The following is a 24,542-nucleotide window of genomic DNA, read 5'->3' on the forward strand; positions in this document are numbered from 1 at the left end:
GCTCCGCCCCCGCCGTCGCCGCCTGGGCGCGCGCGCATCCCGGCCGCGGCCTTGCCGTGGTGCTGACCGGCACCGACCTGTACCAGGACATCGGCGTCGATGCGGCGGCCCGGCGCTCGCTCATGCTGGCGCAGCGGCTGGTGGTGCTGCAGGAACGCGGCGCCGCGGCGCTGCCGCCCGAGCAGCGCCACAAGGCACGCGTGGTGTTCCAGTCCACGCCGGCGCTGCCGCCGCTGCCCAAGGACAGCGACCGGCTGGACGCCGTGATGGTGGGCCACCTGCGCGCGGTGAAGGCGCCGCAGACGCTGTTCGCGGCGGCTCGGCTGCTGCGCGGCGATGCGGGCATCCGCATCACGCACATCGGCGACGGCGCAGGCGAACCGGCACTGGCACAGCAGGCGCGCGACACCGCCGCGGTGTGCCCCGGCTACCGCTGGCTCGGCGCGCTGCCGCACGCCGAGACGCTGGAGCACATCCGCGCTGGCCACGTGCTGGTGCACACCAGCACGCTGGAAGGCGGTGCCCATGTGGTTATGGAGGCGGTGCGCTGCGGCACGGCGGTGCTGGCCAGCCGCGTGGACGGCAACGTCGGCATGCTGGGCGGCGACTACGCCGGCTACTTCCCGCCGGGCGACGCCGGCGCGCTGGCTGCTCTGCTGTCGGCCTGCCGCGCCACACAGCTGGCGCAAGCCCCCGCGGCAGGTCTGCTGGAACGCCTGCGCGCACAATGCGAACGGCGCGCGCCGTTGTTCGACGCCAGCGCCGAGCGCGAGGCGCTCCTCCATCTGCTGCACGAACTGGAAACCGAGCCATGAACGCAATCTCTTCTTCCGCCGCCGCCGAACCCCGCCTCACCTCGCTGTCGCACGGCGGCGGCTGCGGCTGCAAGATCGCGCCCGGCGTGCTGTCCGAAATTCTGAAGGGCACGGCGCGCATGCCGCTGCCGCCCGAGCTGCTGGTGGGCATCGAGACGGCCGACGACGCCGCCGTCTACAAGCTCAACGACGAGCAGGCGCTGATCGCCACCACCGACTTCTTCATGCCGATCGTGGACGATCCCTACGACTTCGGCCGCATCGCCGCCACCAACGCGATTTCCGACGTGTATGCCATGGGCGGCAAACCCATCATGGCGCTGGCACTGGTGGGCATGCCGATCAGCGTGCTGAGCACGCGCACCATCGGCCGCATCCTGGAAGGCGGCGAGTCGGTCTGCAAGGCCGCCGGCATCCCGATCGCGGGCGGCCACACCATCGACTCGGTCGAGCCGATCTACGGCCTGGTGGCGCTGGGGCTGGTGCACCCGGACCGCGTGAAGCGCAACGCCGATGCGCGCGCCGGCGACCTGCTGGTGCTGGGCAAGCCGCTCGGCGTCGGCGTGCTGTCCGCCGCGCTGAAGAAAGAGCAGCTGGATGCCGCCGGCTACGAACGCATGATCGCCACCACCACACGCCTGAACACGCCCGGCCCCGAGCTGGCGGCGCTGGAGGGCGTGCATGCGCTGACCGACGTCACCGGCTTCGGGCTGGCCGGCCACGCATTGGAGCTGGCGCGCGGCGCCGGCCTGTCGGTGCGGATCGACTGGAACACAGTGCCGCTGCTGGAAGGCGTGCATGCGCTGGCGACCGCCGGCTTCGTCACCGGTGCCTCGGGGCGCAACTGGGCCGGCTACAGCGCGGACGTGGCGCTGCCGACGAACTTTGGCGATGCCGACCACGCGCTGCTGACCGATCCGCAGACCAGCGGCGGCCTGCTGGTGTCCTGCACGCCGGCGGCGGTGGACAAGGTGCTGGAGGTGTTCCGCCGCCACGGCTTCGGCCAGGCGGCGGTGATCGGCGAGGCCCAGCCCGGTGGCACCGGCGCGCGCCTGACGGTCGCCTGAGCGGGATCACCGTTCGCCCTGAGCCTGTCGAAGGGTGCGCATGGGGGGCTTCGACAAGCTCAGCCCGAACGGAAAGGGGTGATCGCTTCTAGTACGTGCGGCCGGACCGGTACATGCCGGTGGTCTTGCGTTCGGTCTTCGATGCCGCCGCCAGCCGCGCCATCGACTGGCCCGCGTGCGCATGCGTGATCGCGATGCCCAGCGCGTCGGCCGCGTCCTTGCCGGGCAGGCCGGGCAGCTTGAGCAGCCGCTTGACCATTTCCTGCACCTGCGCCTTGCCGGCCTGGCCGTGGCCGGCGACGGCCTGCTTCATCTGCAGCGCCGTGTACTCGGCCACAGGGAGATCGCAGGACACCAGCGCCGTGAGGCAGGCGCCGCGCGCCTGGCCGAGCAGCAGCGTGGCTTGCGGGTTGACGTTGACGAAAACGATCTCCACCGCCGACGCGTCGGGCTGGTAGCGCGTGTGCACCTCGCCGATGCCGTCGAACAGCACCTTCAGCCGCGCCGGCAGGTCGCCGCGCGCGAGATGCGTGGTGGTGATGGTGCCGCTGGCCACGTACGTCAGTGCATGGCCGGCGACGTCGATCACGCCGAAGCCGGTGGTCTGCAGGCCGGGGTCGATGCCGAGGATGCGCATGGGATGTTGTTCGCCTCGCGCCGATTAGACCCGGAAATACCAGCGCACCGAATGGAAAAAGATCGGCGCCGCGAAGCACAGGGCGTCGACCCGGTCCAGCAGGCCGTTGGCGCCCGTCACCGAGGCGCGCTTGCCCCATGACGTGACGCCGCGGTCGCGCTTCAGGGCCTTCATCACCAGGTGGCCCATCGACCCGGCGATGCACGCCACCAGCCCGATGCCCAGGGCCTGGCCGGGCTTGAACGGTGTGATGAAGGACAGCACTCCCGCGGCCAGGCCGCCGGCCGCCACGCCCAGGCCCCAGCTGTGCCAGCTGAAGCTCTTGCTCACGTTGGGAATGCTGGGTGCGCGGCGCAGGCGGCGCGCCGCCAGGTGCTGCATCACCATGGTGGTCTGCACGATGAAGACCAGGAAGAACACCAGGAACGCGCTCTTGCCCTCATAGCCCCGGCCCGGGAAGTCCAGCAGCAGCAGGGCCGGCACGTGGCTCATGCCGTAGACGCAAACCATGATGCCCCACTGCAGCTTGGCGTTGCGCTCCAGAAAGCGCTGCGTGTCGCCGGCCAGCGCGCTGGCCACCGGCATGGCCAGGAACACGTAGACCGGCACGAACACGGTGAACAAATCGAAGTGGCGCGCACCCACCAGCCAGAACTGCACCGGCAGCACGATGAAGAAGGCCAGCACCAGGCTGCGGTGGTCGCCGTGCCGCGTCGGCGAGAGCGTGATGAATTCGCGCAGCGCGAAGAACGCGATCAGCGCGAACAGCACCAGGGCGAACGCGTCGCCGGCGGCCCATGCCACCCAGAACACCAGCACGGTGATCCACGAGCTGCCCAGCAGCTGGCGCGAATCGCGCAGCTCGGCCTCGCGCTCGGCGCCGGGCGCGGCCTTGCGCTCGCGCAGCGCGAGCAGGGTGGTGGCCACGCTCACCAGCACCAGGATGCCGAAGACGAACAGGAACAGCGCCGCCACCTGCTGCGTGGGCGTGAGCGCGCGCAGATATTCGTTCATGGCGCGCAATGCGTTCATATGTCGCGCAGCGCCATCACGGCCAGCCGCGCGCGGTCCAGGAAGGCGCGCCGCTCCTCGCCGGCTTCCAGCCGCACCGGCGCGCCGAAGGTGACCGAGCACAGGATCGGCACCGGCACCACCTCGCCCTTGGGCATGACGCGCTGCACGTTGTCGATCCAGGCCGGCACCAGCACCACTTCAGGGAAACGCTGCGCCAGGCTGTACAGGCCCGACTTGAACGGCTGCGGCTCCTCCGCGTTGCCGCGCGTGCCCTCGGGAAACAGCACGATCGAGTCGCCGCTTTGCAGCGCGTCGGCCAGCGGCTGCAGCGGGTCCTCGCCGTCCTTGCGCTCGCGGTCCACGTAGACGGCGTTGAAGACGGCGGTGGTGATCCACTGGCGCAGCGGCGTCTTGGTCCAATAGTCCTTGGCGGCGATGGGCCGTGTGATGGAGCGCAATTCCTGCGGCAGCGCAGCCCAGATCATCACCAGGTCGGCGTGGCTCTGGTGGTTGGCGAAGTAGATGCGCTGTTCCGCCTTGGGCGGGCAACCGTACCAGCGCGCCTGCGCGCCTGTGAGCACGCGCACCAGTCCCAGCAGGAACAGGCTCATGGCCTTGGCCATCACGGGAGACAGATGGCGCTTCATGGCTGCCGCATCATGGCAACTCGGCGTCGCGCATGCGCGCGGCGATGGTGGACGCGCGGCTGGCCAGGTAGCCGGAGTTGGGCAGCTTCTCGAAGTATTTCGGGCGCGGCAGCATCACCGCCAGCCGCGCTGCCTCGTAGGCCGAGAGCTGGCGCGCGCTCTTGCGGTAGTAGTGCTGCGCCGCGGCTTCGGCGCCGAACACGCCTTCGCCCCATTCCACGCTGTTCAGGTAGATCTCCAGGATGCGCTCCTTGGAGAGCATTCTTTCCAGCGCGAAGGTGAGCACGATTTCCTGGCCCTTGCGCAGCAGGGTGCGCTCGCCGGACAGCAGGATGTTCTTGGCCAGCTGCTGCGTGATGGTGGAGCCGCCGACCACCTTCGGTGCGCGCGCGGTACCGCGCGCGGCCTGCGCGCGCCTTGCCGCCTGTTCTTCCGCCTTGGCGTTGCGCTGCCAGGCTTTTTCCAGCGACTCCCAGTCCACGCCCTCGTGGTTGGCGAAGGTGCCGTCCTCCGAGGCGATCACCGCGCGCTTGAGGTTCTCGGAGATGGCCGGGTACGGCACCCATTGCTGGCGCCAGCGCAGCTGGCCCTTGTGCGTGGCGATGCGCCAGGCTTCGGAGCGCTGGAAGGTGGTGGACTGCGGGTCGATCCCGGCCATGGTGGCGATGCGCACCAGGAAGAACAGTTCCAGCACCGCCGCCGCGACCACCACCAGGGCCAGCCAACGCAGAAGGGCGCGCATGCGTCAGGCGGGAAGGGTGGCGCGCAGTTCGGCCAGGACCTGGGCCGAAGGCGGGCGCACGCCGCGCCAGACCAGGAAGGCCTCGGCCGCCTGTTCCACCAGCATGCCCAGGCCGTCGCGCGGCACCGCGCCGTTCTCGCGCGCCCAGGCCATGAAGCCTTGCGCCGCGGGGCCATACATCATGTCGCAGGCCAGCGCCCCGGGCGCGAGCACCGACGCGGGTACCGGCACGCCCGTGCCGGCCATGCTGGTGGCCGTGGCGTTGACGACGATGCCGAAGCCGCCGCCGGCATCGTCCAGGCCGCGCGCCGCCAGTTCCACGCCGTGCGCCGCCGCCAGCGCAGCATGCCGCGCGACCAGCGCCTCGGCCTTGTCCCGGCTGCGGTTGGCGACCACGACGCGCCGCGGACGCGCCTCGATGAACGGGCCCAGCACGCCGGAAGCGCCGCCGCCGGCGCCCACCAGCAGCACGTGGGCCCCGGCGATGTCCACGCCTGCATTGCGCGCGATGTCGCCGACCAGGCCGATGCCGTCGGTGTTGTCGGCGAAGACGCGGTCACCTTCGAAGCGCAGCGTGTTGGCCGCGCCGGCCAGTTGGGCGCGCGGCGTCAGCTCGGTTGCCAGCGCGGGCGAGTCGAACTTGAACGGTACCGTGACGTTGCAGCCCTTGCCGCCTTCGGCGCGGAATTCGCGCACGGCCTGCGCGAAGCCGTCCAGCGGCACCAGACGCTTGCCGTACTGCAGCTGCTGGCCAGTGAGCTCGGCGAAGCGTGCGTGCACCCACGGCGACCTGCTGTGTTCGACAGGGTTGCCCATCACACAGTAAAGGTCCATCGCGCTCATCGGTTCGTCAGCTTGGTTTCCAGCGTCTCGTCGCGCGTGAACTTGAAGCGCGACACCACCACGATCTGGTCGGCGCGGCGCCGCATGGCGTCGTTGAAGCGGCCGAACGGGCCGGCCGCGCGGGCAATGGCCTGCGCGCGGCGGTCCAGCGTGAGATTGCCCGAGGTTTCGGCGATCTCGGTGGACAGCACGCGGCCATCGTGGTTGACGGTGACGATCATGGTCAGCTCGCCATACAGCTTGCGCCCGGCGGCTTCGGGGAAATTGTGCGTGCCCTTTTCCTCGATCTTGCGGCGCAGGCCGTCGTAATAGACGGCGTACACCTCCTCGCGCGTGGCAGGGCTGATGTAGCGCTTCTTGGGCCGGGCGTTTTCTTCGTTGATGCGCCGCTCGATTTCCGCCAGCAGGCGCGTAAGCTGCCGGCGCTTGTCTTCCTGCGCCTTGGCGTCCGGCGTGGTGTTGGCGGCCTGCTTGGGGTCGGGCGGCGGCATGGCGGCCAATTGGCGCTTCAGCTGCGACAGCAGCAGCATCTGCTGCTCCTGCATGGCCTCGATCTTCTTTTGCGCGTCCTCGGCGGCGTCGCCCAATTCGCTGAGCGCCGACGGCGGCAGCGGCGAGGTGGCGCGGCCCTGGGCGGCCTCGCCCCCGCCGGCCAGGCTGCTTTGCGCGATCGCCTGCGCTTTTTCCGGGCGCTCGTTGGTCTTGGTGTTGACCAGGATCACTTCGAGCGGGGTGTCCTGGAACACCCGGTTGAAGCCTTCCGGATCGACGATGCGCACCGTCAGCAACACTGCGTGCACGAGAAACGAGACGCCCAGTGCGATCTGCAGGGTGCTGAGGGACTTCCAGTTCACGGTGGGGGATTATCGCCGCCGGCGGTGGCGGTTTCCCCAGTGTCGTTGACATCGACGGCAATGGCAATCGGGCCGGCCACCGGTTGGTCGTCGCTGTCGTCTTCTTCCGACGGCGCTGCCTCGGGCACGCTGTCCAGGCGCTCCAGCAGGGTGCCGGCGAGGTCCAGGGTGATCGGGTCCACCTCGCCCAGCTTCACCCGCAGGTGGGCGCCGCGCGGCAGGCCGTTGGCGCCCATCACCGGCAGCACCAGCGGCAGGTCGTCGGCGCGCACCAGGCCTTCCTTGAACACGCTGCCCGTGAGTTCGTGCAGGCCGTGCTGTGCGACGTACTGGAGCGTCCAGAACCGCTCCATGGTCGCCTGGTGGCCGTTGTACGCGCTGTAGGCGGCGTCGAAGGCGGAAATCACCGAGAACAGCTCCGCGTCCTTCGGCTTGAACGGCGCGGCCAGCGCCGCGGTGCGGCCGTGGCGGGCGGCGGCGATGATCTGCCACTGGTTCACCAGGTCGGTGTAGCGGCGCAGCGGCGAGGTGCTCCAGGCATAGCTTTTCACGCCGATGCCGGCGTGCGGCATCGCCTTGGTGCCCATGCGCACCTTCACGCCCGGCGCCATGCTGGCCTGGCTGCGGTAGATGGCGGGCACGCCCAGTTCGGCCAGCCACTGGCCCCAGCTGCTGTTGGCCAGGATCATGGCCTCGGCGACGATCAGGTCCAGCGGCGCGCCGCGGCGGCGCACGCTGATCTCCACCGTCTCGTCGCCCCGGGGTTCGCTGCCGTCGTGGCCGGCCAGGCGGAAGTTGTAGTCGGGCCGGTTGAAGTTCTCGGGCCGCCCGCGCACGATTTCGCGCTGCGCCTTCAGGTGCTTGGCCAGCCGGAACAGGAAGGACATTTCCCCGCGCAGCTGCGCCGCTGCGGCGGGCACGCCCTCGGGCGAGGCCGCGCCTTCCAGCCAGCCTTCGGTGACGTGCGCATCCAGCTGGTCGTGGCGCAGGTTGGCGGAAATCGGCACCCGCTCCAGGCGCGTTTCGGACCCCTTGGGTTCCAGCGTGGCTTCGTCCAGCGTCACGTACAGCGACACGGCGGGGCAGTCGCGGCCTTCCTGCAGGGTGTAGGCCTGCACCACCGCGTCGGGCAGCATGGTGATCTTGTAGCCCGGCATGTACACGGTGGAGAGCCGGTTGCGCGCAATCTGGTCCAGCGCGTCGCCGGGCTGCAGCGCCAGGCCGGGCGCGGCGATGTGCACGCCCACGGTAACCGTGCCGGTGCCCAGGCCCTGCACCGACAGCGCATCGTCGATTTCGGTGGTGGCGGAGTCGTCGATGGAGAAGGCGGCCACCGGCGCCAGCGGCAGGTCGTCCTTGATCTGCGGCGCGGCCAGCGCGGGAAAGCCCGTGCCTTTCGGGAAATATTCCAGCAGGAAACGTTTCCAGTGGAACTGATAGGGCGAGTCGATGGCGCCGGCGCGCTGCAGCAGCACCAGCGGCGCGGTCTGGGTGGCGCGCGAGGCGTCCACCACCGCCTTGTATTCGGGCGCGTTCTTGTCCGGCTTGAACAGCAGCTTGTACAGCTGCTCGCGCACCGGCTGCGGGCAGCGGCCGGCGGCCAGCTCCTCGGCCCAGTGGACGATCTGCGCCTGCACCTGCTTTTTCTTCTCGATGGCGGCCAGCGCCAGCTGCACGGTCTCGGCCGGCGCCTTGCGAAAACGCCCCTTGCCGGATCGGCGGAAGTAATGCGGCGCCTCGAACAGGCGCAGCAGCGCGCCGGCCTGCTGGACCAGGGTGGCGTTGGCGCTGAAGTAGTCGCGCGCCAGATCGGCAAAGCCGAATTCCTCGTCGGGCGCGAACTCCCAGGCCAGGTCGAGCTCGATGGAGGAGGCGACGTCCGCGGCCTCGCGCAGCAGGTCGGCCGGCTGCGGCTTGTCGAACTTCAGCAGCACGTTGGCAGCCTTGACCTTCACGCGCTTGCCGCTGTCGAGCTCGACCTGCGCGGAGGCATCGGCTTCGGACAGCACACGGCCCGCCAGGAACTTCCCGGCTTCTTCGAATAACAGGAACATGGGATCGATTCTCCCATGCGCCCCGCGCGGGTCAGGCGAGGTGCAGGAACGCGAACACCTCGCCGATGTGCGCGTCGAAGTCCGACAGCGCGTGGTCGCCCGCTTCCAGCAGCTTGATGCGCGCGCCGGGGTAGCGCCCGGTCATCTCCCGCCAGTCGAGCACCTCGTCGCCCTTGGCAATGACCGCGAAATAATTCTCGGGATGGGCTGCCGCGCCGTGTTCCAGCACGCGCAGCTCATCGACGAAGCTCGGCGCGAAGTAGAAACGCTGCTGCGGGTCGTGCCAGGCGGTCTGCTCGCCGATGTAGTTGGAAAGGTCGCGCGCCGGATCCACCGCCGGATTGAGCAGCACCGCGCGGCAGCCGGTGGCCTCGGCCACGTGCGTCGCGTAGAAGCCGCCCAGCGAGGAGCCGACCACCGCCATGCGGTCGCGCGGCCAGCCGGCGATGCCGTCCTCGACCAGCGCCATCGCCTCGCGCGGCGAGGGCGGCAGCTGCGGGCACCACCAGTGCACCGCCGGATGGCGTTCCTGCACGCGCGCCGCGACTTTTTGCGCCTTCATGGATTGCGGCGAAGAGCGGAAGCCGTGCAGGTAAAGAAGGTGGGTGGCGGGCGGCAATGGCTGCATGCGGGCGATGATGACAGCCGCACGTGCGCGTGCGCAGGAGATAATTTGCAGATGGCCGCCGTATTCGACAAACCCCCGTTAAGGAATCGCCTCCTGCCCGTGCTGCAGGGTTTCGACGGGCCGCTGGCCTTTGCCGTGTTCCTGCTGGCCTGCGCCGGCCTGCTGACCATGTATTCGTCCGGCTTCGACCACGGCACGCGCTTCGCGGACCACGGCCGCAACATGGTGCTGGCCGGCGTGATCCTGTTCGTGGTGGCGCAGATTCCGCCGCAGCGGCTGATGGTGTTCGCCGTGCCGCTCTACACGGTGGGCGTGGCGCTGCTGATCGCGGTGGCCGTCATGGGTGTCACCAAGAAGGGCGCCAAGCGCTGGGTGAACGTCGGCGTGGTCATCCAGCCCAGCGAGATCCTGAAGATCGCCATGCCGCTGATGCTGTCCTGGTGGTTCCAGAAGCGCGAGGGCCAGCTGCGGCCGCTGGACTTCGTGGTGGCCGCGCTGCTGCTGGCGGTGCCGGTGGGCCTGATCATGAAGCAGCCCGACCTGGGCACCGCGCTGCTGGTGCTGTCGGCCGGCATTTCGGTGATCTTCTTTGCCGGCCTGTCGTGGAAGCTGATCGTGCCGCCGCTGGTGCTGGGCCTGGGCGTGGTGGTGCTGGTGGTGATGTTCGAGCCGCGCATCTGCGCCGAGGGCGTGCGCTGGCCGATCCTGCACGACTACCAGCAGCAGCGCATCTGCACCCTGCTGGACCCGAGCAAGGACCCGCTGGGCAAGGGTTTCCACATCATCCAGGGGATGATCGCCATCGGCTCGGGCGGCATGTTCGGCAAGGGCTTCATGCAGGGCACGCAGACCCACCTGGAATTCATTCCCGAGCGCACCACCGACTTCATCTTCGCCGCGTTCTCCGAGGAGTTCGGCCTCGTCGGCAACGCCTGCCTGATCCTGGCGTTCCTGTTCCTGGTGTTGCGCGGCCTGGCGATCGCGCTGGACGCGTCCACGCTGTTCTCGCGCCTGCTGGCCGGTTCGGTCACCATGATCTTCTTCACCTATGCCTTCGTGAACATGGGCATGGTCAGCGGCATCCTGCCGGTGGTGGGCGTGCCGCTGCCCTTCATCAGCTATGGCGGCACGGCCATGGTCACGCTGGGGCTGGGGCTGGGCATCCTGATGTCCATCGCCAAGGCCAGGCGGCTGGTGCAGAGCTGACGATGGAAGCTCCACGCACCGTCGGCGCCGTGGGCGTGGGCAACATGGGCGGCGCCATGGCCGCCCGCCTGCTGAAGCACGGCTGGGCCGTGCAGGTGTGCGACATCGACACGGTGAAGGTCCAAGCCCTGCAGGCGCTTGGTGCCCGGCCCTGCGCGACGCCGGCCGAGGCGGCAACCGGCGCATCGGCGCTGGTGATCTGCGTGGTCGACGCCGCACAGGCCCGCGAGGTGCTGTTCGGCGCCAATGGCGCCGTGCATGGCCTGGCGGCCGGCGCTGGCGTGCTGCTGTGCCCCACCATCGCGCCGCAGGACGTGGAAGCGTTCGCGCGCGAGCTCGCCGAACGCGGCTTCGCGGCCATCGACACGCCGATGTCCGGCGGCCCGGCGCGGGCGCGCGACGGGTCGATGAGCCTGATGGTGGCCTGTGAGGACGCGGTGTTCGAGCAGCACCGCGCGCTGGTCGAAATGCTGAGCGGCAAGGTGTTCCGCATCAGCCAGCGGCCGGGCGACGGTGCACGCACCAAGCTGGTCAACAACCTGCTGGCCGCCATCAACCTGGGCGGCGCGGCCGAGGTGCTGGCGATGGCCCAGCGCATGGGCCTGGACTTGCCCACCACGCTGGCGGTGATCCAGCAGTCCAGCGGGCAGAGCTGGATCGGCACCGACCGCATGAGCCGCGCCATCGAGGGCGACTACGTGCCGCGCGCGCACGTGTCGCTGCTGCAAAAGGACTCGCGCCTGGCGGTGGAGGCGGCGCGTGCCGCCGGCTTCGAGGGGCCGCTGGGCCCGGCCGCGCGCGACCTGTTCCAGCGCGCTGGCGACGCCGGGCTGGCCCAGCTCGACGATGCGGCCTTGTTCAAGCTGCTCTCGCAGAGCTGAGTGCGGTCCTACAATGGACCGATGATCTCCCGCGAACCCACGATTGAGCGCCTGGCCACGGCCCGCGCTCTGCTGCTCGAACCCTTCGGCCTGGACGAAACGCACCTCGCGCGCGCGCTGGCCGAGATCCGCACGCACCGCGTGGACGACGCCGACCTGTATTTCCAGTACACGCGCAGCGAAGGCTGGAGCCTGGAAGAGGGCATCGTCAAGACCGGCAGCTTCAGCATCGACCAGGGCGTGGGCGTGCGCGCCGTGGCCGGCGAGAAGACCGCCTTCGCCTATTCCGACGACATCTCCGAAGCCTCGCTGCTGGATGCGGCGCGCACCGTGCGCTCCATCGCGCAGGCGTCGCGCGGCGGCCGCGCCAAGGTGCCCCGCCAGCGCATCGCCGAGAGCCGCTCGCTCTATGGCGGCCTGGACCCCATCGCCACGCTGGACAGCACGGCCAAGGTCAAGCTGCTGGAAAAGGCCGAGCAGGCCGCCCGCGCCAAGGACCCGCGCGTGGTGCAGGTGATGGCCGGGCTGGCCAGTGAATACGACGTGGTGCTGGTGGCGCGCGCCGACGGCACCATCGCCGCCGATGTGCGGCCGCTGGTGCGGCTGTCGGTGACCGTCATTGCCGAGCAGAACGGCCGGCGCGAAATGGGTTCGGGCGGCGGCGGCGGGCGCTTCGGCCTGGCGTATTTCGACGACGAGCACATCCAGTCCTATGTGGACGACGCGGTGCATGCGGCGCTGACCAACCTGGAATCGCGCCCCGCGCCGGCCGGCGAAATGACCGTGGTGCTCGGTCCGGGCTGGCCCGGCATCCTGCTGCACGAGGCGGTGGGCCACGGCCTGGAAGGCGACTTCAACCGCAAGGAATCCAGTGCGTTCTCCGGGCGCATCGGCCAACGCGTGGCGGCCAAGGGCGTGACGGTGCTGGACGACGGCACCATCACCGACCGCCGCGGTTCGCTGAACGTGGACGACGAAGGCAACCCCAGCCAGCGCAACGTGCTGATCGAAGACGGCATCCTGCGCGGCTACATCCAGGACGCGCTCAACGCGCGCCTGATGGGCGTGGCGCCCACAGGCAACGGCCGGCGCGAGAGCTACGCGCACATCCCGATGCCGCGCATGACCAACACCTACATGCTGGGCGGCGACCGGGACCCGGCGGAAATCGTCGCCAGCATCAAGAAGGGCCTGTACGCCACCAACTTCGGCGGCGGCCAGGTGGACATCACCTCCGGCAAGTTCGTGTTCTCCGCCAGCGAGGCCTACTGGGTGGAGAACGGCAAGATCCAGTATCCGGTGAAGGGCGCCACCATCGTGGGCAACGGCCCGGACGCGCTGACCCGCGTGACCATGATCGGCAACGACATGAAGCTCGACACCGGCGTGGGCACCTGCGGCAAGGAAGGCCAAAGCGTGCCGGTGGGCGTGGGCCAGCCCACCCTGCGCATCGACGGGCTGACCGTCGGCGGCACGGCCTGAGCGCAGCGAGGGGCGTGCATGACCACCCGCCCCTCCCGCCTGCCCCTCGATCGGGGCAGCAACGCACCCAGCATCAACACTTTCGGCGGGCTCAGCCATTTCCTGCGAGGCGCGGTGGCTGACGAGGAAAGCCGCCAGCTGTCGGAAAGCCTGGCCCAGCTGGCCGTGCACATCGAAGCCATCGTGGCAGCGCTGCGGCTGAACCGCCAGCGCAGCATCGTCGCGCCGCAGCTGGTGGACCTGCTGACCGTGCGGCGTGGCCACCGCCAACTGGTGGTAAACCTGGGACTGCCGTGGCGTGGCCTGTACGAGTACGCCATGTACCTGCAGGCGCTGAACAACTTCCGCGTGCTGATCGGCCAGTGGCTGCTGGAGGGCGGGCCGGCCAGCCGGGAGCTGATGCTGGGCGCCGAGGATTTCGAGCTGATCGCCTGGCGAACCCTGGGCGACGGCACGCTGCTGATCGACATGTACGAGCAGTGGCTGTCGCGCGACCCTGCCGAGCCCCCCGCCTCGGCGCTGGGCGAGCTGCGCGAGCCGCAGGTGCAGCGCGCCGTGGCCTGGTGGAAGAAGTTGCGGCTGTGAGACAGGGCGCCCGCACGCCGGCTGCGCTGACATGGCCCTGTGCTACATTGGCCGTCATGCGTTTCGTCCGCCCCTTCTTTTTTGGCTACTTCTGGTTCTCCAACGCCCCCGGCGGAAGAGAGATCTGAGCGTACGCGCAACAAACGCAAACAGACCCCTCGACAAACCGCCGGTACCCCCGGCGGTTTTTTTTTTTGGGGCCCCAATCCACCGAGAGGAACCAGCACATGAACACCACGTCCCCCGCCGCCAGCGATGCCTGGCATGCGCGCCCCGTCGACAAAACCAGCCAGACCGACGACGCACGCATCAAGGACATCACCGTGTTGCCTCCTCCCGAACATCTCATCCGCTTCTTCCCCATCCAGGGCACGGCCGTGGAAAGCCTCATCACCGACACGCGCCGCGCGGTCCACAACATCCTGCACGGCAAGGACGACCGGCTGCTGGCCGTGATCGGCCCCTGTTCGATCCACGACCCCGGCGCCGCTCTGGAATACGCGCGCCGCCTGAAGGAAGTCCGCGCCAAGTACCGCGACCGGCTGGAGATCGTGATGCGCGTTTACTTCGAAAAGCCGCGCACCACGGTCGGCTGGAAAGGGCTGATCAACGACCCCTACCTGGACGAGAGCTTCCGCATCGACGAGGGCCTGCGCATCGCGCGGCAGCTGCTGATCGAGATCAACCGGCTGGGGCTGCCGGCCGGCAGCGAGTTCCTGGACGTGATCTCGCCGCAGTACATCGGCGACCTGATCTCCTGGGGCGCCATCGGCGCGCGCACCACCGAAAGCCAGGTGCACCGCGAACTCGCCTCGGGCCTGTCGGCGCCGATCGGCTTCAAGAACGGCACCGACGGCAACATCAAGATCGCCACCGACGCCATCCAGGCGGCCGCGCGCGGCCACCACTTCCTGTCGGTGCACAAGAACGGCCAGGTGGCCATCGTGCAGACCAACGGCAACCGCGACTGCCACGTCATCCTGCGCGGCGGCAAGGAACCCAACTACGACGCGGCCAGCGTCGAGGCCGCCTGCAAGGAGCTGGAGGCGGCGCAACTCGCGCCCGCGCTGATGGTGGACTGCAGCCACGCCAACAGCAGCAAGCAGCACGGCAGGCAAGTCGACGTGGCGCGCAGCATCGCCGAGCAGATCGCGCGCGGCTCGCGGCGCGTGTTCGGCGTGATGGTGGAAAGCCACCTGCAGCCCGGCGCGCAGAAGTTCACCCCCGGCAAGGACGACGCGACGCAACTTGAATACGGCAAGAGCATCACCGATGCCTGCCTGGGCTGGGAGGAATCGTTGGGCCTCCTGGAGGTACTGGCCGAAGCCGTCCAGGTGCGCCGCGCCCGCTGACATTCGCGTCGGCTTTAATTTACACAAAGTAACATAACTGTTATATTGCCGAGAACGTCCACCGCCCTTTGAGGCTTCCCGCAATGACCCTCGAGCTTCCCGTTTTGCGCTTGGGATTGGCCGGCTTCTCGGCCGAGCAGCAGGATGCCGCGCGTGCGGTGGTGGGCAGCGTGGTGGCCTTCGGCGCGACCTGGGAGGTGAGCTCCTTCACCGACGCCGACGCCTGGTGGATCAGCGGCCAGCGCACCCAGCTGCTGCCCGACGGCACGCTGCGGGTCGGACCGGGCACGCCGTCCGGCCGCTCTCTGCAGCTCGACCTTGCGGACGTGGACCGGCCCGTGGCTTTCGCCCGGCCGCTGCCCGGCGCCGGCTTCTCGCCTGCCTACGCCTTCGACCTTGCCGAGCGCGCCCAGCAGAATGCGGTGCTGGAACGTTTCGCCGGCTGGCTGCAGCCCGCGATTTCGCAGTTCGCGCTGGCCTCGGTGGTGATCGACCAATATGCCGCGCTCGGCGGCGGCAGCTTCCAGGTGATCTTCAACGGCCGGCTGATCGCGGTGGTGAACATGCGTGGCGATGTCGGCGTGCTGCCGTCGGCCGCGCTGCTCGACTTCGAGGATGCGCTGTGGCGCCGGGTGAGCGAGCCGGCGGAGATTCCCTCAGGTTATGTGCGCCTCAGCCTGTCGCAGCTGATGTGGCAGTTCGCGATGCGCACCCGCCGCGACATGCTGCCGCCGCGCTACCGCACCGCCACCCTCTATTTCCGCCGGCCGCCGCGGCTGGCGCACCGGCTGCTGAAGGACTCGCACCTGCTGCTGATGCGCGAACTGGCCAGCGCCCCCGCCACCCTGCGCGAGCTGGCCAAGCGAACCGGCATGGACGAGACGGTTGCCGCGCATGGCCTGGCCGCGCTGTACCTGGTGGGCACCATCACCTCCAACGCCAAGCGCGCCGCGGCGCTGCGGGATGACGACTCGCTGCTCAGCCGCCCGAACCTGACCACCGGCGAGCAGGTGCCGGTGGGAATCGCCCCGCCGCGCCGCCGGCTTGCCGGGCCGGACATGACCGCGCCCGTTTCGCTGACGCCCTACTGAATCAGCGGCCTGCCGCCGCGCTGCCCAGCGCCTGCAGCAGCTTGTCGTGCACGCCGCCGAAGGCGCCGTTGCTCATGCACACGATATGGTCGCCCGGCCGCGCCGCCTGCCGCAGCTGCGCCAGCAGTTCGTCCACCGTGTCGGCCACCTGCGCGCGCGTGCCCATCGGCTGCAGCGCCTCGCGCGGATCCCAGCCCAGCCCGCCGGCGTGGCAGAAGGACAGGTCGGCCGGCTCCAGGCTCCAGGGCAGCTGCGCCTTCATCGTGCCCAGCTTCATGGTGTTGCTGCGCGGCTCGAACGCCGCCAGGATGCGCGCGCCGCCGATCTTGCGGCGCAGCCCGTCCAGCGTGGTGCGGATGGCAGTGGGGTGATGCGCGAAATCGTCGTAGACCGTGACGCCGCCCGCGGTGCCGCGCACTTCCATGCGGCGCTTGACGTTGCGAAAACTGCCCAGCGCCGCCGCGGCCACCTCCGGTCGCACGCCGACGTGGTCCGCCGCGGCAATGGCCGCCAGCGCGTTCAGCTGGTTGTGCACGCCGGTCAGCTCCCAGGCGACCTCGGCAACGCGCCGGCCACGCTCCAGCACGGCGAAGCAGTGGGGTTCGCCCTCGGCCGTGAAGTCGCTGTCGGTCGCGCCGAAACTGCGCACCTCGCTCCAGCAACCCGTGTGCAGCACGCGCGCCAGGCTTTCCTCCAGCCCGTTGCTCACCACGCGGCCGCTGGCCGGCACGGTGCGCACCAGGTGGTGGAACTGCCGCTCGATGGCCGCCAGGTCGTCGAAGATGTCAGCGTGGTCGAACTCCAGGTTGTTCAGCACGGCCGTGCGCGGGCGGTAGTGGACGAACTTGCTGCGCTTGTCGAAGAAGGCGGTGTCGTATTCGTCGGCCTCGATGACGAACACGCCGGGCCGTTCCGCCGCCGGGCCTCCCCAAGGCGGAACAGCCCCCTCGGGGGGCAGCGAACCTCGCACAGCGGGGAGCGTGGGGGCGCCAATTCTGGCCGAGGCTTGGAAATTCATCGGCACGCCGCCCACCAGGAAACCAGGCTGCAGCCCGGCGTGTTCCAGGATCCAGGCCAGCATCGAGGTGGTGGTGGTCTTGCCATGGGTGCCGGCCACGGCCAGCACGTGCCGGCCCCGCAGCACGTGTTCGGCCAGCCATTGCGGTCCGCTGGTGTATGGCAGGCCCTGGTCCAGGATGGCTTCCATCAAGGGATAGCGCGGCGTGCCGTCAGGCAGGCGGGCGCGGGAGACAACGTTGCCGACCACCCAGGCGTCGGGCTTCAACGCCAGTTGGTCGGCGCCGAAGCCTTCGATCAGGTCGATGCCGAGCGCGCGCAGCTGGTCGCTCATCGGCGGGTAGACGCCGGCGTCGCAGCCGGTCACCTTGTGGCCGGCCTCGCGCGCGAGCGCGGCCACGCCGCCCATGAAGGTGCCGCAGATGCCGAGAATATGGATATGCATCGCGCGATTATCCGGCGATGCACAATGCTCCGGATGGACAGCATCGCCTTCGAAATCGCGGCGACCGCCGCGCGCATGGTGGTCGAGGAAGGTCTGGAATACGGCCCGGCCAAGCGCCGCGCGGTCAAGCAGCTCGGCCTGAACACCCGCACCGCGCTGCCGGACAACGATGCAGTGGAAGATTCGGTGCGCGAATACATCGCCCTGTTCTGTGCCGAGACCCAGCCGGCGGAGCTGGCGGCGCTGCGCAAACTCGCCATCACCTGGATGGAGCGGCTGCCCGAATTCCGGCCCTACCTGGGCGGCGCGGTCTGGCACGGCACGGCCACGCGGCTGTCGGACATCTATATCCAGCTGTTCTGCGACGACCCCAAATCGACGGAGATCGCGCTGATCGACCATGGCGTGGACTACGAAGCGCGCACCGTGACCGGCTTCCACGGCGAATCGGTCGAAGCGCTGAGCCTGAGCAGCATGAGTCCCGAACTGGGCGAGCCGGTCGGCGTGCACCTGATGGTCTACGACCACGACGACGTGCGCGGCGCGCTGCGCAAGGACGCCAAGGGCCGGTCGCCGCGCGGCGACCTGGCGGCGGTGCGGGCGTTGGTGGAGGAGGCCTCGCATGAATGAAGCCGCAAACGACAGCCTGCCGATCAAGCCGGTGCGTCGGCGCGGGCTGCTGATGGCGGGCATCGGCATCGGGGCTGCCGCCGTTGGCGCGGGTGTGGCCCTGTGGCGCACGCGGCTGGCCCCGCCGCCGGATAACGCCGCGAAGCTGCTCTGGCCCCTGAATTTCCAGACGCCGCAGGGCAGCGCGCTGGCGATGGCGTCATTGCGTGGCCGCCCGCTGCTGGTGAATTTCTGGGCCACCTGGTGCCCGCCTTGCGTAGAAGAATTGCCGATGCTGGATGCCTTTTACCGCCAACAGTCGGCAAAAGGCTGGCAAGTCGTCGGTTTGGCCATCGACCAGCCGAGCGCGGTGCGCAGTTTCCTGCAACGCACGCCGGTCGGTTTTCCGATTGGCTTGGCAGGCCTGGACGGCCCGCAACTCACGCGCGATCTGGGAAACTTGAATGGCGGACTGCCGTTCACTGTCGTTCTGGGGGCCGACGGTACACTGCTGCAACGTAGAATGGGAAAAATTCGCAACGAAGAGTTAATAAAATGGGCCTCTCTGGCTTGATAGGATTTGTCGCCATCAAACTAATAAGGCGACATTGAAGCTATGAAATTAAAATAAAAATCCCTGCAAAAGGGAGAAAAAGTCGAGTTTTCCTGTAGATTCGCGTGTTTTCAAGGTGAACAAGTCATGGACCTGCGCAAGCTCAAGACCCTGATCGATCTGGTCTCCGAGTCCAATGTCTCGGAACTCGAAATCACCGAAGCGGAAGGCAAGGTGCGCATCGTCAAGGGCATGGCGGGCGCGCAGATGCAGCCGATGATGCTGGCCCCGGGGCAACAGCAAGGCGGAGTGACCTCCGTTGCCGCGCCCGCGCCGGCCGCGCCTGCCCCGGCACCTGCCGCACCCACCGGCCACACCGTGAAGTCGCCGATGGTCGGCACCTTCTACCGCGCCTCGTCGCCCGGCGCCAAGTCGTTCGTGGAAATCGGCTCACAGATCAAGGAAGGCGAGACGCTCTGCATCATCGAGGCGATGAAGATCCTCAACGAGATCGAAGCCGACAAGAGCGGCACCGTCGCCCAGATCCTCTGCGAAAACGGCCAGCCGGTGGAATACGGCCAACCGCTGTTCATCATCGAGTAAGCGGCGCACCGCATGTTCAAGAAGATCCTGGTCGCCAACCGCGGCGAGATTGCCCTGCGAATCCAGCGCGCCTGCCAAGAGCTGGGCGTGAAGGCCGTGATGGTGTATTCGGAGGCCGACCGCGAGGCCAAATACGTCAAGTTGGCCGACGAAGCGGTGTGCATCGGCCCGCCGCCGTCGGCGCTGAGTTATCTCAACATGCCGGCCATCATTTCGGCGGCCGAAGTCACCGACGCCGAAGCGATCCACCCGGGTTACGGGTTCCTTTCCGAAAACGCGGACTTCGCCGAGCGGGTGGAGAAGAGCGGCTTCCAGTTCATCGGCCCCACGCCCGAATCCATCCGCCTGATGGGCGACAAGGTGTCGGCCAAGCAGGCCATGATCAAGGCCGGCGTGCCCTGCGTGCCCGGCTCGGAAGGCGAGCTTCCGGACAATCCGGCGGAGATCCGGCGCATTGCCAAGTCGATCGGCTACCCGGTGATCATCAAGGCGGCCGGCGGCGGCGGCGGGCGCGGCATGCGCGTGGTGCACACCGAGGCGGCGCTGGTCAACGCGGTGCAGATGACCAAGGCCGAGGCCCAGGCGGCGTTCGGCAACCCGGCGGTCTACATGGAGAAATTCCTGCAGAACCCGCGCCACATCGAAATCCAGATCCTGGCCGACAAGTACAAGAACGCGGTCTACCTGGGCGAGCGCGACTGCTCCATGCAGCGGCGCCACCAGAAGATCATCGAGGAGGCGCCCGCGCCCGGCATTCCGCGCAAGCTGATCGAGAAGATCGGCGACCGCTGCGCCGCCGCCTGCAAGCGCATCGGCTACCGCGGCGCCGGCACCTTCGAGTTCCTGTACGAGAACGGCGAGTTCTATTTCATCGAGATGAACACGCGGGTGCAGGTGGAGCACCCGGTGACCGAGCTCATCACCGGCATCGACATCGTCAAGACGCAGATCATGGTGGCGGCCGGCGAGAAGCTGCCGTTCGCGCAGCGCGACATCGTGCTGCGCGGCCACGCGCTGGAAATCCGCGTGAACGCCGAGCATCCGTACAACTTCGTTCCCTCGCCCGGGCGCATCACCATGTGGCACGCGCCGGGCGGCCCGGGCGTGCGGGTGGACTCGCACGTCTACACCAACTACTTCGTGCCGCCGAACTACGACTCGATGATCGGCAAGATCATCGTGCACGGCGACACGCGCGACCAGGCCCTGGCGCGCATGCGCACGGCGCTGGCCGAGACGGTCGTCGAAGGCATCAACACCAACATCCCGCTGCACCGCGAGCTGATGGTGGACGCCAAATTCATGAGCGGCGGCACCAACATCCACTATCTGGAAGAGTGGCTGTCGCACCACAAGCGCTGATGGCGCGCGCCGGCCGGGAGCGGGGCTGATGTTCGAGCTGCGCCTGCTGTGCCCCGAGGAGCGCGTCGAAGCGCTGAGCGACGCGCTCGAAGCGCTGGACGCGCTGAGCGTGTCGGTGGAGGACGCCGATGCGCAGACGCCGGCCGAGCGCGCCCTGTTCGGCGAGCCCGGCATGCCGGCGCCCAAGGACGGCTGGCAACGCTCGCGCATCCTGGCGCTGTTCCCCGACGAAAACGCCGCGCAGGACGCGGCGCGGCTGCTCGCGGTGCAGGACTTCTTCGAAGGCTGCGCCGTGTTGGAGGTCGCCGCAGTGGCCGACCAGGACTGGGTGCGGCTCACGCAGTCGCAGTTCGCACCGGTGGACATCACGCCCGAGTTCTGGATCGTGCCGACCTGGCACGAGCCGCCCGCCAGCGCCAAGCTGGTGATCCGGCTGGACCCGGGCCTGGCATTCGGCACCGGCACGCACCCGACCACGCGCATGTGCCTGCGCTGGATCGCCCGCAACCCGCCGGCCGGCCAGCGTGTGCTGGACTACGGCTGCGGCTCCGGCATCCTGGCCATCGGCGCGGCCAAGCACGGCGCGGCGCGGGTGGATGCGGTGGACATCGACACGGCGGCCGTGCAGTCCACGCGCGATAACGCAGCCGCCAACGGCGTTGTGCTGGAAGCCGGCCTGCCGGACCGCGCGCAGGGCAAGTACCGGACCGTGCTGGCCAACATCCTCGCCACGCCGCTGAAGGTGCTTGCGCCGCTGCTGTGCGCGCACGTGGAGGCGGGCGGCCACCTGGTGCTGGCCGGCATCCTGGAGCGCCAGGCCGGGGAGCTGAAGGCCGCCTACGCGCCGTACTGCGCGCTGGAGGTCAGCGACACCGAGGACGGCTGGATCCTGATGACGGCGCGGCTGTGAACGCCGCGCACCGCACACCGGCTCTTACAATCCCGGGCTCATGAGCCTGATCACCTGCTGCCCTGCCTGCGGGACGATGTTCAGAGTGGTCCCCGACCAGCTGAAGATCTCCGAGGGCTGGGTGCGTTGCGGGCATTGTTCCGAGGTGTTCGACGCCTCGGCCACGCTGGTGGAGCAGGCCGATGCCGTCACCGCGCCGGCTCCCGCGCCGCCGGTTCCGCAGCCGCAGGTGCTGCACCCGCAGGTGCTGCACCCGCCGGCCCTGCAGCCGCAGATCCCTGCGCTGTTGCAGCCCCCGGTCGAACCCCACGCCGCAGTGGCGCCTGCGGACGCGGAACCCCCGATCACCGAACCACCCGCCGAACTGGTGGCGCAAGTGCTCGCCGGCGAGGCGAACACCCAGCCCGCGGCGCTGGCGCGGGAAGACGGACCCCAGGACGCGCGGGACGCACCGCCCGACAGCGAGCTGGAGGAGTCGCCGCTCGACCAGCCCTTCGTGTTCCGGCGATCCGACCTGGCCGAGAGCGAGGGCGCGCCCTCGGTGTCGCCGCCGATCGCCGAGAGCGGTTTCGGGCTGTCGCGGCCGGGCGAAAGCGAAAGCGGCTGGGAGGCCGAGCAGCCGCAGGGCGTGTCGTTCCTGCGCGCCGCGCGCAGCCGCGCGCTCTGGCACACGCCCCGCATGCGCGGGCTGCTGGTGGTCCTGGGCCTGCTGCTGGGCGCGCTGCTCGCGGCGCAGTTCGCCGTGCACGACCGCGACCGCATCGCCGCCGCGCAGCCCGGGCTCAAGCCGCTGCTGGAAGCGCTGTGCGCACCGCTGGCCTGCCGCGTCGGGCCGCCGCGGCAGATCGATGCGGTGGCGATCGACAGCTCCGCCTTCAACAAGCTGCGCGGCGACACCTACCGCCTGGCGTTCACGCTGAAGAACGGCGCCGTGTTCCCGATCGCCGTGCCGGCGATGGAGCTCACGCTCACCGACACGCAGGACCAGCCGGTGCTGCGCCGCGTGCTCACGCCGGCCGAAATGGGCGCCCCGGTGGCCACGCTGGGCGCGGGCGCCGAATGGTCCGGCGCCGTGACGCTGGCCATCGCGGCCGATGGCCAGGCCGGACGCATTGCCGGCTACCGGCTGCTCGCCTTCTATCCCTGAACAATTCCCCTTCTTTTCGAGACACACACCATGGCAGCCATCATCTGCGGTTCACTGGCCTTCGACACCATCATGACGTTCGAGGGCCGCTTCGCCGACCAGATCCTGGCCGAGCAGCTGCACATCCTGAACGTGTCGTTCCTGGTGCCTTCGCTGCGGCGCGACTTCGGCGGCTGCGCCGGCAACATCGCCTACAGCCTGAAGCTGCTGGGCGGCACGCCGCTGCCGATGGCCACGCTGGGCACCGACGGCGACACCTACATGGCGCGGCTGCGCGAGCTGGGCATCTCCGGCGAATTCGTGCGGCAGGTGGAAGGCACCTACACGGCGCAGGCAATGATCATGACCGACCGGGACAACAACCAGATCACCGCCTTCCACCCGGGCGCCATGATGCAGGCGCACGTCACCCGCATCGACAAGCGCGCGGACGTCAAGCTGGGCATCATTTCGCCGGACGGGCGCGACGCCATGCTGCAGCACGCCGCGCAGTTCCAGGCCGCGGACATCCCCTTCGTGTTCGACCCGGGCCAGGGCCTGCCGATGTTCGACGGCAAGGAGCTCGCTGGCTTCATCGGCCAGGCGAGCTGGGTCACCGTCAACGACTACGAAGGCAAGATGCTGTGCGATCGCACCGGCCTGTCCAACGCCGAAATCTCGCGCCGCACGCAGGGACTGGTGGTGACCCTGGGCGCGCAGGGCTGCGAAGTGTGGGTCGGCGGCGAGAAGACGGTGGTGGCGCCGGTGCGGCCGCGCGAGGTGGTGGACCCCACCGGCTGCGGCGACGCCTGGCGCGGCGCGCTGCTGCACGGGCTGGAGCAGGGCTGGCCGCTGGCGCGCTGCGCCGAACTGGGCAACAAGGTGGGCGCCATCAAGGTGGCCAGCCGCGGCCCGCAGAACTACACGCTCGAAGGCCTGTAGCCGCTGATTGGTTCAGGCGCGGGCGGCGCGGCGCTCGCGCCAGGCGATGAGCTCGCCCACCACGCCCTTGCGGAAGGCCAGCACGCACACCACGAAGATGGCGCCGATGATCACCGTGACCCAGGCGCCCACCTTGTCGGCCAGCAGGTTCTGCAGGCCGATGACGGTACCCGCGCCCAGCACCGGGCCGAAGAAGGTGCCCACGCCGCCCAGCAGGCTCATGAGGATGACCTCGCCGGACATCGACCAGTGCACGTCCGACAGGGTGGCGAACTTCATGACCACGGTCTTCAGGGAGCCGGCCAGCCCGGCGAGCCCGGCAGACAGCACGAAGGCGAGCAGCTTGTAGCGGTCCACCTGGTAGCCCAGCGACACGGCGCGCGGCTCGTTCTCGCGGATCATCTTCAGCACCTGGCCGAACGGCGAGGTGACGATGCGCAGGATGGCCACGAAGCAGGCGACGAAGATCGCCAGCACCACGTAGTACATCACCGTGTCGTTGCCCAGCGGCAGCAAGCCGAACAGGTTGCCGCGCGGCACGCCCTGCAGCCCGTCCTCGCCGCCGGTGAACGGCGCCTGCACGCAGAAGAAATACACCATCTGCGCCAGCGCCAGCGTGACCATGGCGAAGTAGATGCCCTGGCGGCGGATGGCGATCAGGCCGAATGCCAGCCCGAGCAGGACAGCAGTGCCGGTGCCGGCCAGCAGCCCCAGTTCGGGCGACCAGCCGAGCGACTTGATGGTGTAGCCGCAGACGTAGGCGGAGAAGCCGAAGAAGGCGGCATGCCCGAACGACAGCAGTCCAGTGAAGCCCAGCAGCAGATTGAACGCGCAGGCGAACAGCGCGAAGCACAGCAGCTTCATCACGAACACCGGGTACAGGCCGATCAGCGGCGCCACCAGCGCCAGCACCAGCAGCGCAAGGTAGACGATCCGCACGCCGCCGCCGATGCCCGACTGCGCCTGCCCGGTGGGCGCGCTGTCGGCGACGACGCTGGCTGCGGTGTTCGCCGCGGCGGGAGTTTCTTTCGCCGCGGCAGGAGCGTCCGGCGCGGCGGAGGTGACTGTGGTTGTCAT

General features: G+C 69.2%; 25 protein-coding genes. 15 read left to right on the forward strand and 10 right to left on the reverse strand.

The window, feature by feature from the left end; genetic code table 11:
• Together senB and selD are read left to right on the forward strand one after the other, a co-directional pair.
• Positions 1 to 815: selenoneine biosynthesis selenosugar synthase SenB (gene senB / locus H0U68_RS02105; protein WP_296352509.1), on the forward strand; the 815-nt coding region annotated here is incomplete at its 5' end.
• Positions 812 to 1,882: a selenide, water dikinase SelD gene (gene selD / locus H0U68_RS02110; RefSeq protein ID WP_296352510.1), complete on the forward strand. Its 1,071-nt coding sequence runs from the start codon at positions 812 to 814 to the stop codon at positions 1,880 to 1,882. The genes senB and selD, both read left to right, overlap by 4 nt.
• Before the next feature lie 88 nt (positions 1,883 to 1,970).
• Here the strand turns inward: selD and ruvC are convergent, their stop codons facing one another.
• Genes ruvC through H0U68_RS02150 form a run of 8 tightly spaced genes read right to left on the reverse strand, consistent with a single transcriptional unit; the run spans position 1,971 to position 9,301 of the window.
• Positions 1,971 to 2,519 (reverse strand): crossover junction endodeoxyribonuclease RuvC, encoded by a 549-nt coding sequence (gene ruvC / locus H0U68_RS02115; RefSeq protein ID WP_296352511.1) that lies wholly within the window; start codon positions 2,517 to 2,519, stop codon positions 1,971 to 1,973.
• A gap of 24 nt (positions 2,520 to 2,543) precedes the next feature.
• Positions 2,544 to 3,533 (reverse strand): phosphatidate cytidylyltransferase, encoded by a 990-nt coding sequence (locus H0U68_RS02120; RefSeq protein WP_296352512.1) that lies wholly within the window; start codon positions 3,531 to 3,533, stop codon positions 2,544 to 2,546.
• A gap of 14 nt (positions 3,534 to 3,547) precedes the next feature.
• A complete protein-coding gene (locus H0U68_RS02125; protein ID WP_296352513.1) occupies positions 3,548 to 4,180 on the reverse strand; it encodes a lysophospholipid acyltransferase family protein in 633 nt (210 codons plus the stop codon).
• 10 nt (positions 4,181 to 4,190) lie between these two features.
• On the reverse strand, positions 4,191 to 4,922 hold the full coding sequence (mtgA, locus tag H0U68_RS02130) for a monofunctional biosynthetic peptidoglycan transglycosylase (RefSeq protein WP_296352514.1): 732 nt from the start codon (positions 4,920 to 4,922) through the stop codon (positions 4,191 to 4,193).
• Positions 4,923 to 4,925: 3 nt separating this feature from the next.
• Positions 4,926 to 5,765: a shikimate dehydrogenase gene (gene aroE / locus H0U68_RS02135; RefSeq protein WP_296352515.1), complete on the reverse strand. Its 840-nt coding sequence runs from the start codon at positions 5,763 to 5,765 to the stop codon at positions 4,926 to 4,928.
• Positions 5,762 to 6,619: a TonB family protein gene (locus tag H0U68_RS02140; protein WP_296352516.1), complete on the reverse strand. Its 858-nt coding sequence runs from the start codon at positions 6,617 to 6,619 to the stop codon at positions 5,762 to 5,764. Before H0U68_RS02140 ends, aroE begins: the two co-directional genes overlap by 4 nt.
• Complete coding sequence (locus tag H0U68_RS02145; RefSeq protein WP_296352517.1) at positions 6,616 to 8,673, reverse strand: RNB domain-containing ribonuclease; 2,058 nt, start codon at positions 8,671 to 8,673, stop codon at positions 6,616 to 6,618. The genes H0U68_RS02140 and H0U68_RS02145 overlap by 4 nt, the downstream gene beginning before the upstream one ends.
• Before the next feature lie 31 nt (positions 8,674 to 8,704).
• Complete coding sequence (locus H0U68_RS02150; protein ID WP_296352518.1) at positions 8,705 to 9,301, reverse strand: YqiA/YcfP family alpha/beta fold hydrolase; 597 nt, start codon at positions 9,299 to 9,301, stop codon at positions 8,705 to 8,707.
• 51 nt (positions 9,302 to 9,352) lie between these two features.
• Between H0U68_RS02150 and rodA the strand changes: the two genes are divergently transcribed.
• From rodA to H0U68_RS02180, 6 genes are all read left to right on the forward strand, one after another.
• Complete coding sequence (gene rodA / locus H0U68_RS02155; RefSeq protein ID WP_296352519.1) at positions 9,353 to 10,507, forward strand: rod shape-determining protein RodA; 1,155 nt, start codon at positions 9,353 to 9,355, stop codon at positions 10,505 to 10,507.
• Between the two features lie 2 nt (positions 10,508 to 10,509).
• Positions 10,510 to 11,388, forward strand: a complete 879-nt coding sequence (locus H0U68_RS02160; RefSeq protein ID WP_296352520.1) for an NAD(P)-dependent oxidoreductase — start codon at positions 10,510 to 10,512, stop codon at positions 11,386 to 11,388.
• A gap of 21 nt (positions 11,389 to 11,409) precedes the next feature.
• The gene (gene tldD / locus H0U68_RS02165) at positions 11,410 to 12,870 is read left to right on the forward strand and encodes a metalloprotease TldD (protein ID WP_296352521.1); all 1,461 of its coding nucleotides are present in this window, start codon (positions 11,410 to 11,412) and stop codon (positions 12,868 to 12,870) included.
• Between the two features lie 18 nt (positions 12,871 to 12,888).
• Positions 12,889 to 13,455, forward strand: a complete 567-nt coding sequence (locus H0U68_RS02170; RefSeq protein ID WP_296352522.1) for a hypothetical protein — start codon at positions 12,889 to 12,891, stop codon at positions 13,453 to 13,455.
• A 227-nt stretch (positions 13,456 to 13,682) separates the two neighbouring features.
• Positions 13,683 to 14,807: a 3-deoxy-7-phosphoheptulonate synthase gene (locus H0U68_RS02175; protein ID WP_296352523.1), complete on the forward strand. Its 1,125-nt coding sequence runs from the start codon at positions 13,683 to 13,685 to the stop codon at positions 14,805 to 14,807.
• Positions 14,808 to 14,890: 83 nt separating this feature from the next.
• On the forward strand, positions 14,891 to 15,898 hold the full coding sequence (locus H0U68_RS02180; RefSeq protein ID WP_296352524.1) for a hypothetical protein: 1,008 nt from the start codon (positions 14,891 to 14,893) through the stop codon (positions 15,896 to 15,898).
• 1 nt (position 15,899) lies between these two features.
• Here H0U68_RS02180 and mpl read toward each other — a convergent pair whose 3' ends face one another.
• Entirely contained in the window at positions 15,900 to 17,360 is a 1,461-nt protein-coding gene (gene mpl / locus H0U68_RS02185; RefSeq protein WP_296352525.1) for a UDP-N-acetylmuramate:L-alanyl-gamma-D-glutamyl-meso-diaminopimelate ligase, read from the reverse strand.
• 33 nt (positions 17,361 to 17,393) lie between these two features.
• Between mpl and H0U68_RS02190 the strand changes: the two genes are divergently transcribed.
• From H0U68_RS02190 to H0U68_RS02220, 7 genes are all read left to right on the forward strand, one after another.
• Complete coding sequence (locus H0U68_RS02190; protein ID WP_296352526.1) at positions 17,394 to 17,990, forward strand: hypothetical protein; 597 nt, start codon at positions 17,394 to 17,396, stop codon at positions 17,988 to 17,990.
• A complete protein-coding gene (locus tag H0U68_RS02195; protein ID WP_296352527.1) occupies positions 17,983 to 18,543 on the forward strand; it encodes a TlpA disulfide reductase family protein in 561 nt (186 codons plus the stop codon). The genes H0U68_RS02190 and H0U68_RS02195 overlap by 8 nt, the downstream gene beginning before the upstream one ends.
• Before the next feature lie 126 nt (positions 18,544 to 18,669).
• On the forward strand, positions 18,670 to 19,125 hold the full coding sequence (gene accB, locus H0U68_RS02200; protein WP_296352528.1) for an acetyl-CoA carboxylase biotin carboxyl carrier protein: 456 nt from the start codon (positions 18,670 to 18,672) through the stop codon (positions 19,123 to 19,125).
• A 12-nt stretch (positions 19,126 to 19,137) separates the two neighbouring features.
• On the forward strand, positions 19,138 to 20,487 hold the full coding sequence (gene accC, locus H0U68_RS02205) for an acetyl-CoA carboxylase biotin carboxylase subunit (RefSeq protein ID WP_296352529.1): 1,350 nt from the start codon (positions 19,138 to 19,140) through the stop codon (positions 20,485 to 20,487).
• A gap of 28 nt (positions 20,488 to 20,515) precedes the next feature.
• Positions 20,516 to 21,397, forward strand: coding sequence for a 50S ribosomal protein L11 methyltransferase (gene prmA, locus H0U68_RS02210; RefSeq protein ID WP_296352530.1), 882 nt, complete (start codon positions 20,516 to 20,518; stop codon positions 21,395 to 21,397).
• A gap of 40 nt (positions 21,398 to 21,437) precedes the next feature.
• Positions 21,438 to 22,544, forward strand: coding sequence for a DUF3426 domain-containing protein (locus tag H0U68_RS02215; RefSeq protein WP_296352531.1), 1,107 nt, complete (start codon positions 21,438 to 21,440; stop codon positions 22,542 to 22,544).
• A 30-nt stretch (positions 22,545 to 22,574) separates the two neighbouring features.
• The gene (locus tag H0U68_RS02220) at positions 22,575 to 23,465 is read left to right on the forward strand and encodes a carbohydrate kinase family protein (protein ID WP_296352532.1); all 891 of its coding nucleotides are present in this window, start codon (positions 22,575 to 22,577) and stop codon (positions 23,463 to 23,465) included.
• Between the two features lie 12 nt (positions 23,466 to 23,477).
• Here H0U68_RS02220 and H0U68_RS02225 read toward each other — a convergent pair whose 3' ends face one another.
• Positions 23,478 to 24,542 carry a branched-chain amino acid ABC transporter permease gene (locus H0U68_RS02225; protein WP_296352533.1) on the reverse strand — a complete coding sequence of 355 codons (1,065 nt, stop codon included), beginning with the start codon at positions 24,540 to 24,542 and terminating at the stop codon, positions 23,478 to 23,480.

It is taken from the genome of Ramlibacter sp. (genome assembly GCF_013697775.1).
In the GTDB taxonomy this organism is placed as follows: Bacteria; Pseudomonadota; Gammaproteobacteria; order Burkholderiales; family Burkholderiaceae_C; genus Ramlibacter.

Excerpts from the sequence above, each read along its gene's own strand:
- aroE (WP_296352515.1), bottom strand. The coding sequence starts at position 5,765 with ATGAGCGCGATGGACCTTTACTGTGTGATGGGCAACCCTGTCGAACAC.
- H0U68_RS02175 (WP_296352523.1), top strand. The coding sequence starts at position 13,683 with ATGAACACCACGTCCCCCGCCGCCAGCGATGCCTGGCATGCGCGCCCC.
- H0U68_RS02220 (WP_296352532.1), top strand. The coding sequence starts at position 22,575 with ATGGCAGCCATCATCTGCGGTTCACTGGCCTTCGACACCATCATGACG.
- H0U68_RS02190 (WP_296352526.1), top strand. The coding sequence starts at position 17,394 with ATGGACAGCATCGCCTTCGAAATCGCGGCGACCGCCGCGCGCATGGTG.
- prmA (WP_296352530.1), top strand. The coding sequence starts at position 20,516 with ATGTTCGAGCTGCGCCTGCTGTGCCCCGAGGAGCGCGTCGAAGCGCTG.
- H0U68_RS02145 (WP_296352517.1), bottom strand. The coding sequence starts at position 8,673 with ATGTTCCTGTTATTCGAAGAAGCCGGGAAGTTCCTGGCGGGCCGTGTG.
- tldD (WP_296352521.1), top strand. The coding sequence starts at position 11,410 with ATGATCTCCCGCGAACCCACGATTGAGCGCCTGGCCACGGCCCGCGCT.
- H0U68_RS02225 (WP_296352533.1), bottom strand. The coding sequence starts at position 24,542 with ATGACAACCACAGTCACCTCCGCCGCGCCGGACGCTCCTGCCGCGGCG.
- H0U68_RS02120 (WP_296352512.1), bottom strand. The coding sequence starts at position 3,533 with ATGAACGAATATCTGCGCGCGCTCACGCCCACGCAGCAGGTGGCGGCG.
- accB (WP_296352528.1), top strand. The coding sequence starts at position 18,670 with ATGGACCTGCGCAAGCTCAAGACCCTGATCGATCTGGTCTCCGAGTCC.
- H0U68_RS02150 (WP_296352518.1), bottom strand. The coding sequence starts at position 9,301 with ATGCAGCCATTGCCGCCCGCCACCCACCTTCTTTACCTGCACGGCTTC.
- H0U68_RS02215 (WP_296352531.1), top strand. The coding sequence starts at position 21,438 with ATGAGCCTGATCACCTGCTGCCCTGCCTGCGGGACGATGTTCAGAGTG.
- rodA (WP_296352519.1), top strand. The coding sequence starts at position 9,353 with ATGGCCGCCGTATTCGACAAACCCCCGTTAAGGAATCGCCTCCTGCCC.
- H0U68_RS02170 (WP_296352522.1), top strand. The coding sequence starts at position 12,889 with ATGACCACCCGCCCCTCCCGCCTGCCCCTCGATCGGGGCAGCAACGCA.
- H0U68_RS02180 (WP_296352524.1), top strand. The coding sequence starts at position 14,891 with ATGACCCTCGAGCTTCCCGTTTTGCGCTTGGGATTGGCCGGCTTCTCG.
- accC (WP_296352529.1), top strand. The coding sequence starts at position 19,138 with ATGTTCAAGAAGATCCTGGTCGCCAACCGCGGCGAGATTGCCCTGCGA.
- mpl (WP_296352525.1), bottom strand. The coding sequence starts at position 17,360 with ATGCATATCCATATTCTCGGCATCTGCGGCACCTTCATGGGCGGCGTG.
- H0U68_RS02195 (WP_296352527.1), top strand. The coding sequence starts at position 17,983 with ATGAATGAAGCCGCAAACGACAGCCTGCCGATCAAGCCGGTGCGTCGG.
- selD (WP_296352510.1), top strand. The coding sequence starts at position 812 with ATGAACGCAATCTCTTCTTCCGCCGCCGCCGAACCCCGCCTCACCTCG.
- H0U68_RS02125 (WP_296352513.1), bottom strand. The coding sequence starts at position 4,180 with ATGAAGCGCCATCTGTCTCCCGTGATGGCCAAGGCCATGAGCCTGTTC.
- ruvC (WP_296352511.1), bottom strand. The coding sequence starts at position 2,519 with ATGCGCATCCTCGGCATCGACCCCGGCCTGCAGACCACCGGCTTCGGC.
- mtgA (WP_296352514.1), bottom strand. The coding sequence starts at position 4,922 with ATGCGCGCCCTTCTGCGTTGGCTGGCCCTGGTGGTGGTCGCGGCGGCG.
- H0U68_RS02160 (WP_296352520.1), top strand. The coding sequence starts at position 10,510 with ATGGAAGCTCCACGCACCGTCGGCGCCGTGGGCGTGGGCAACATGGGC.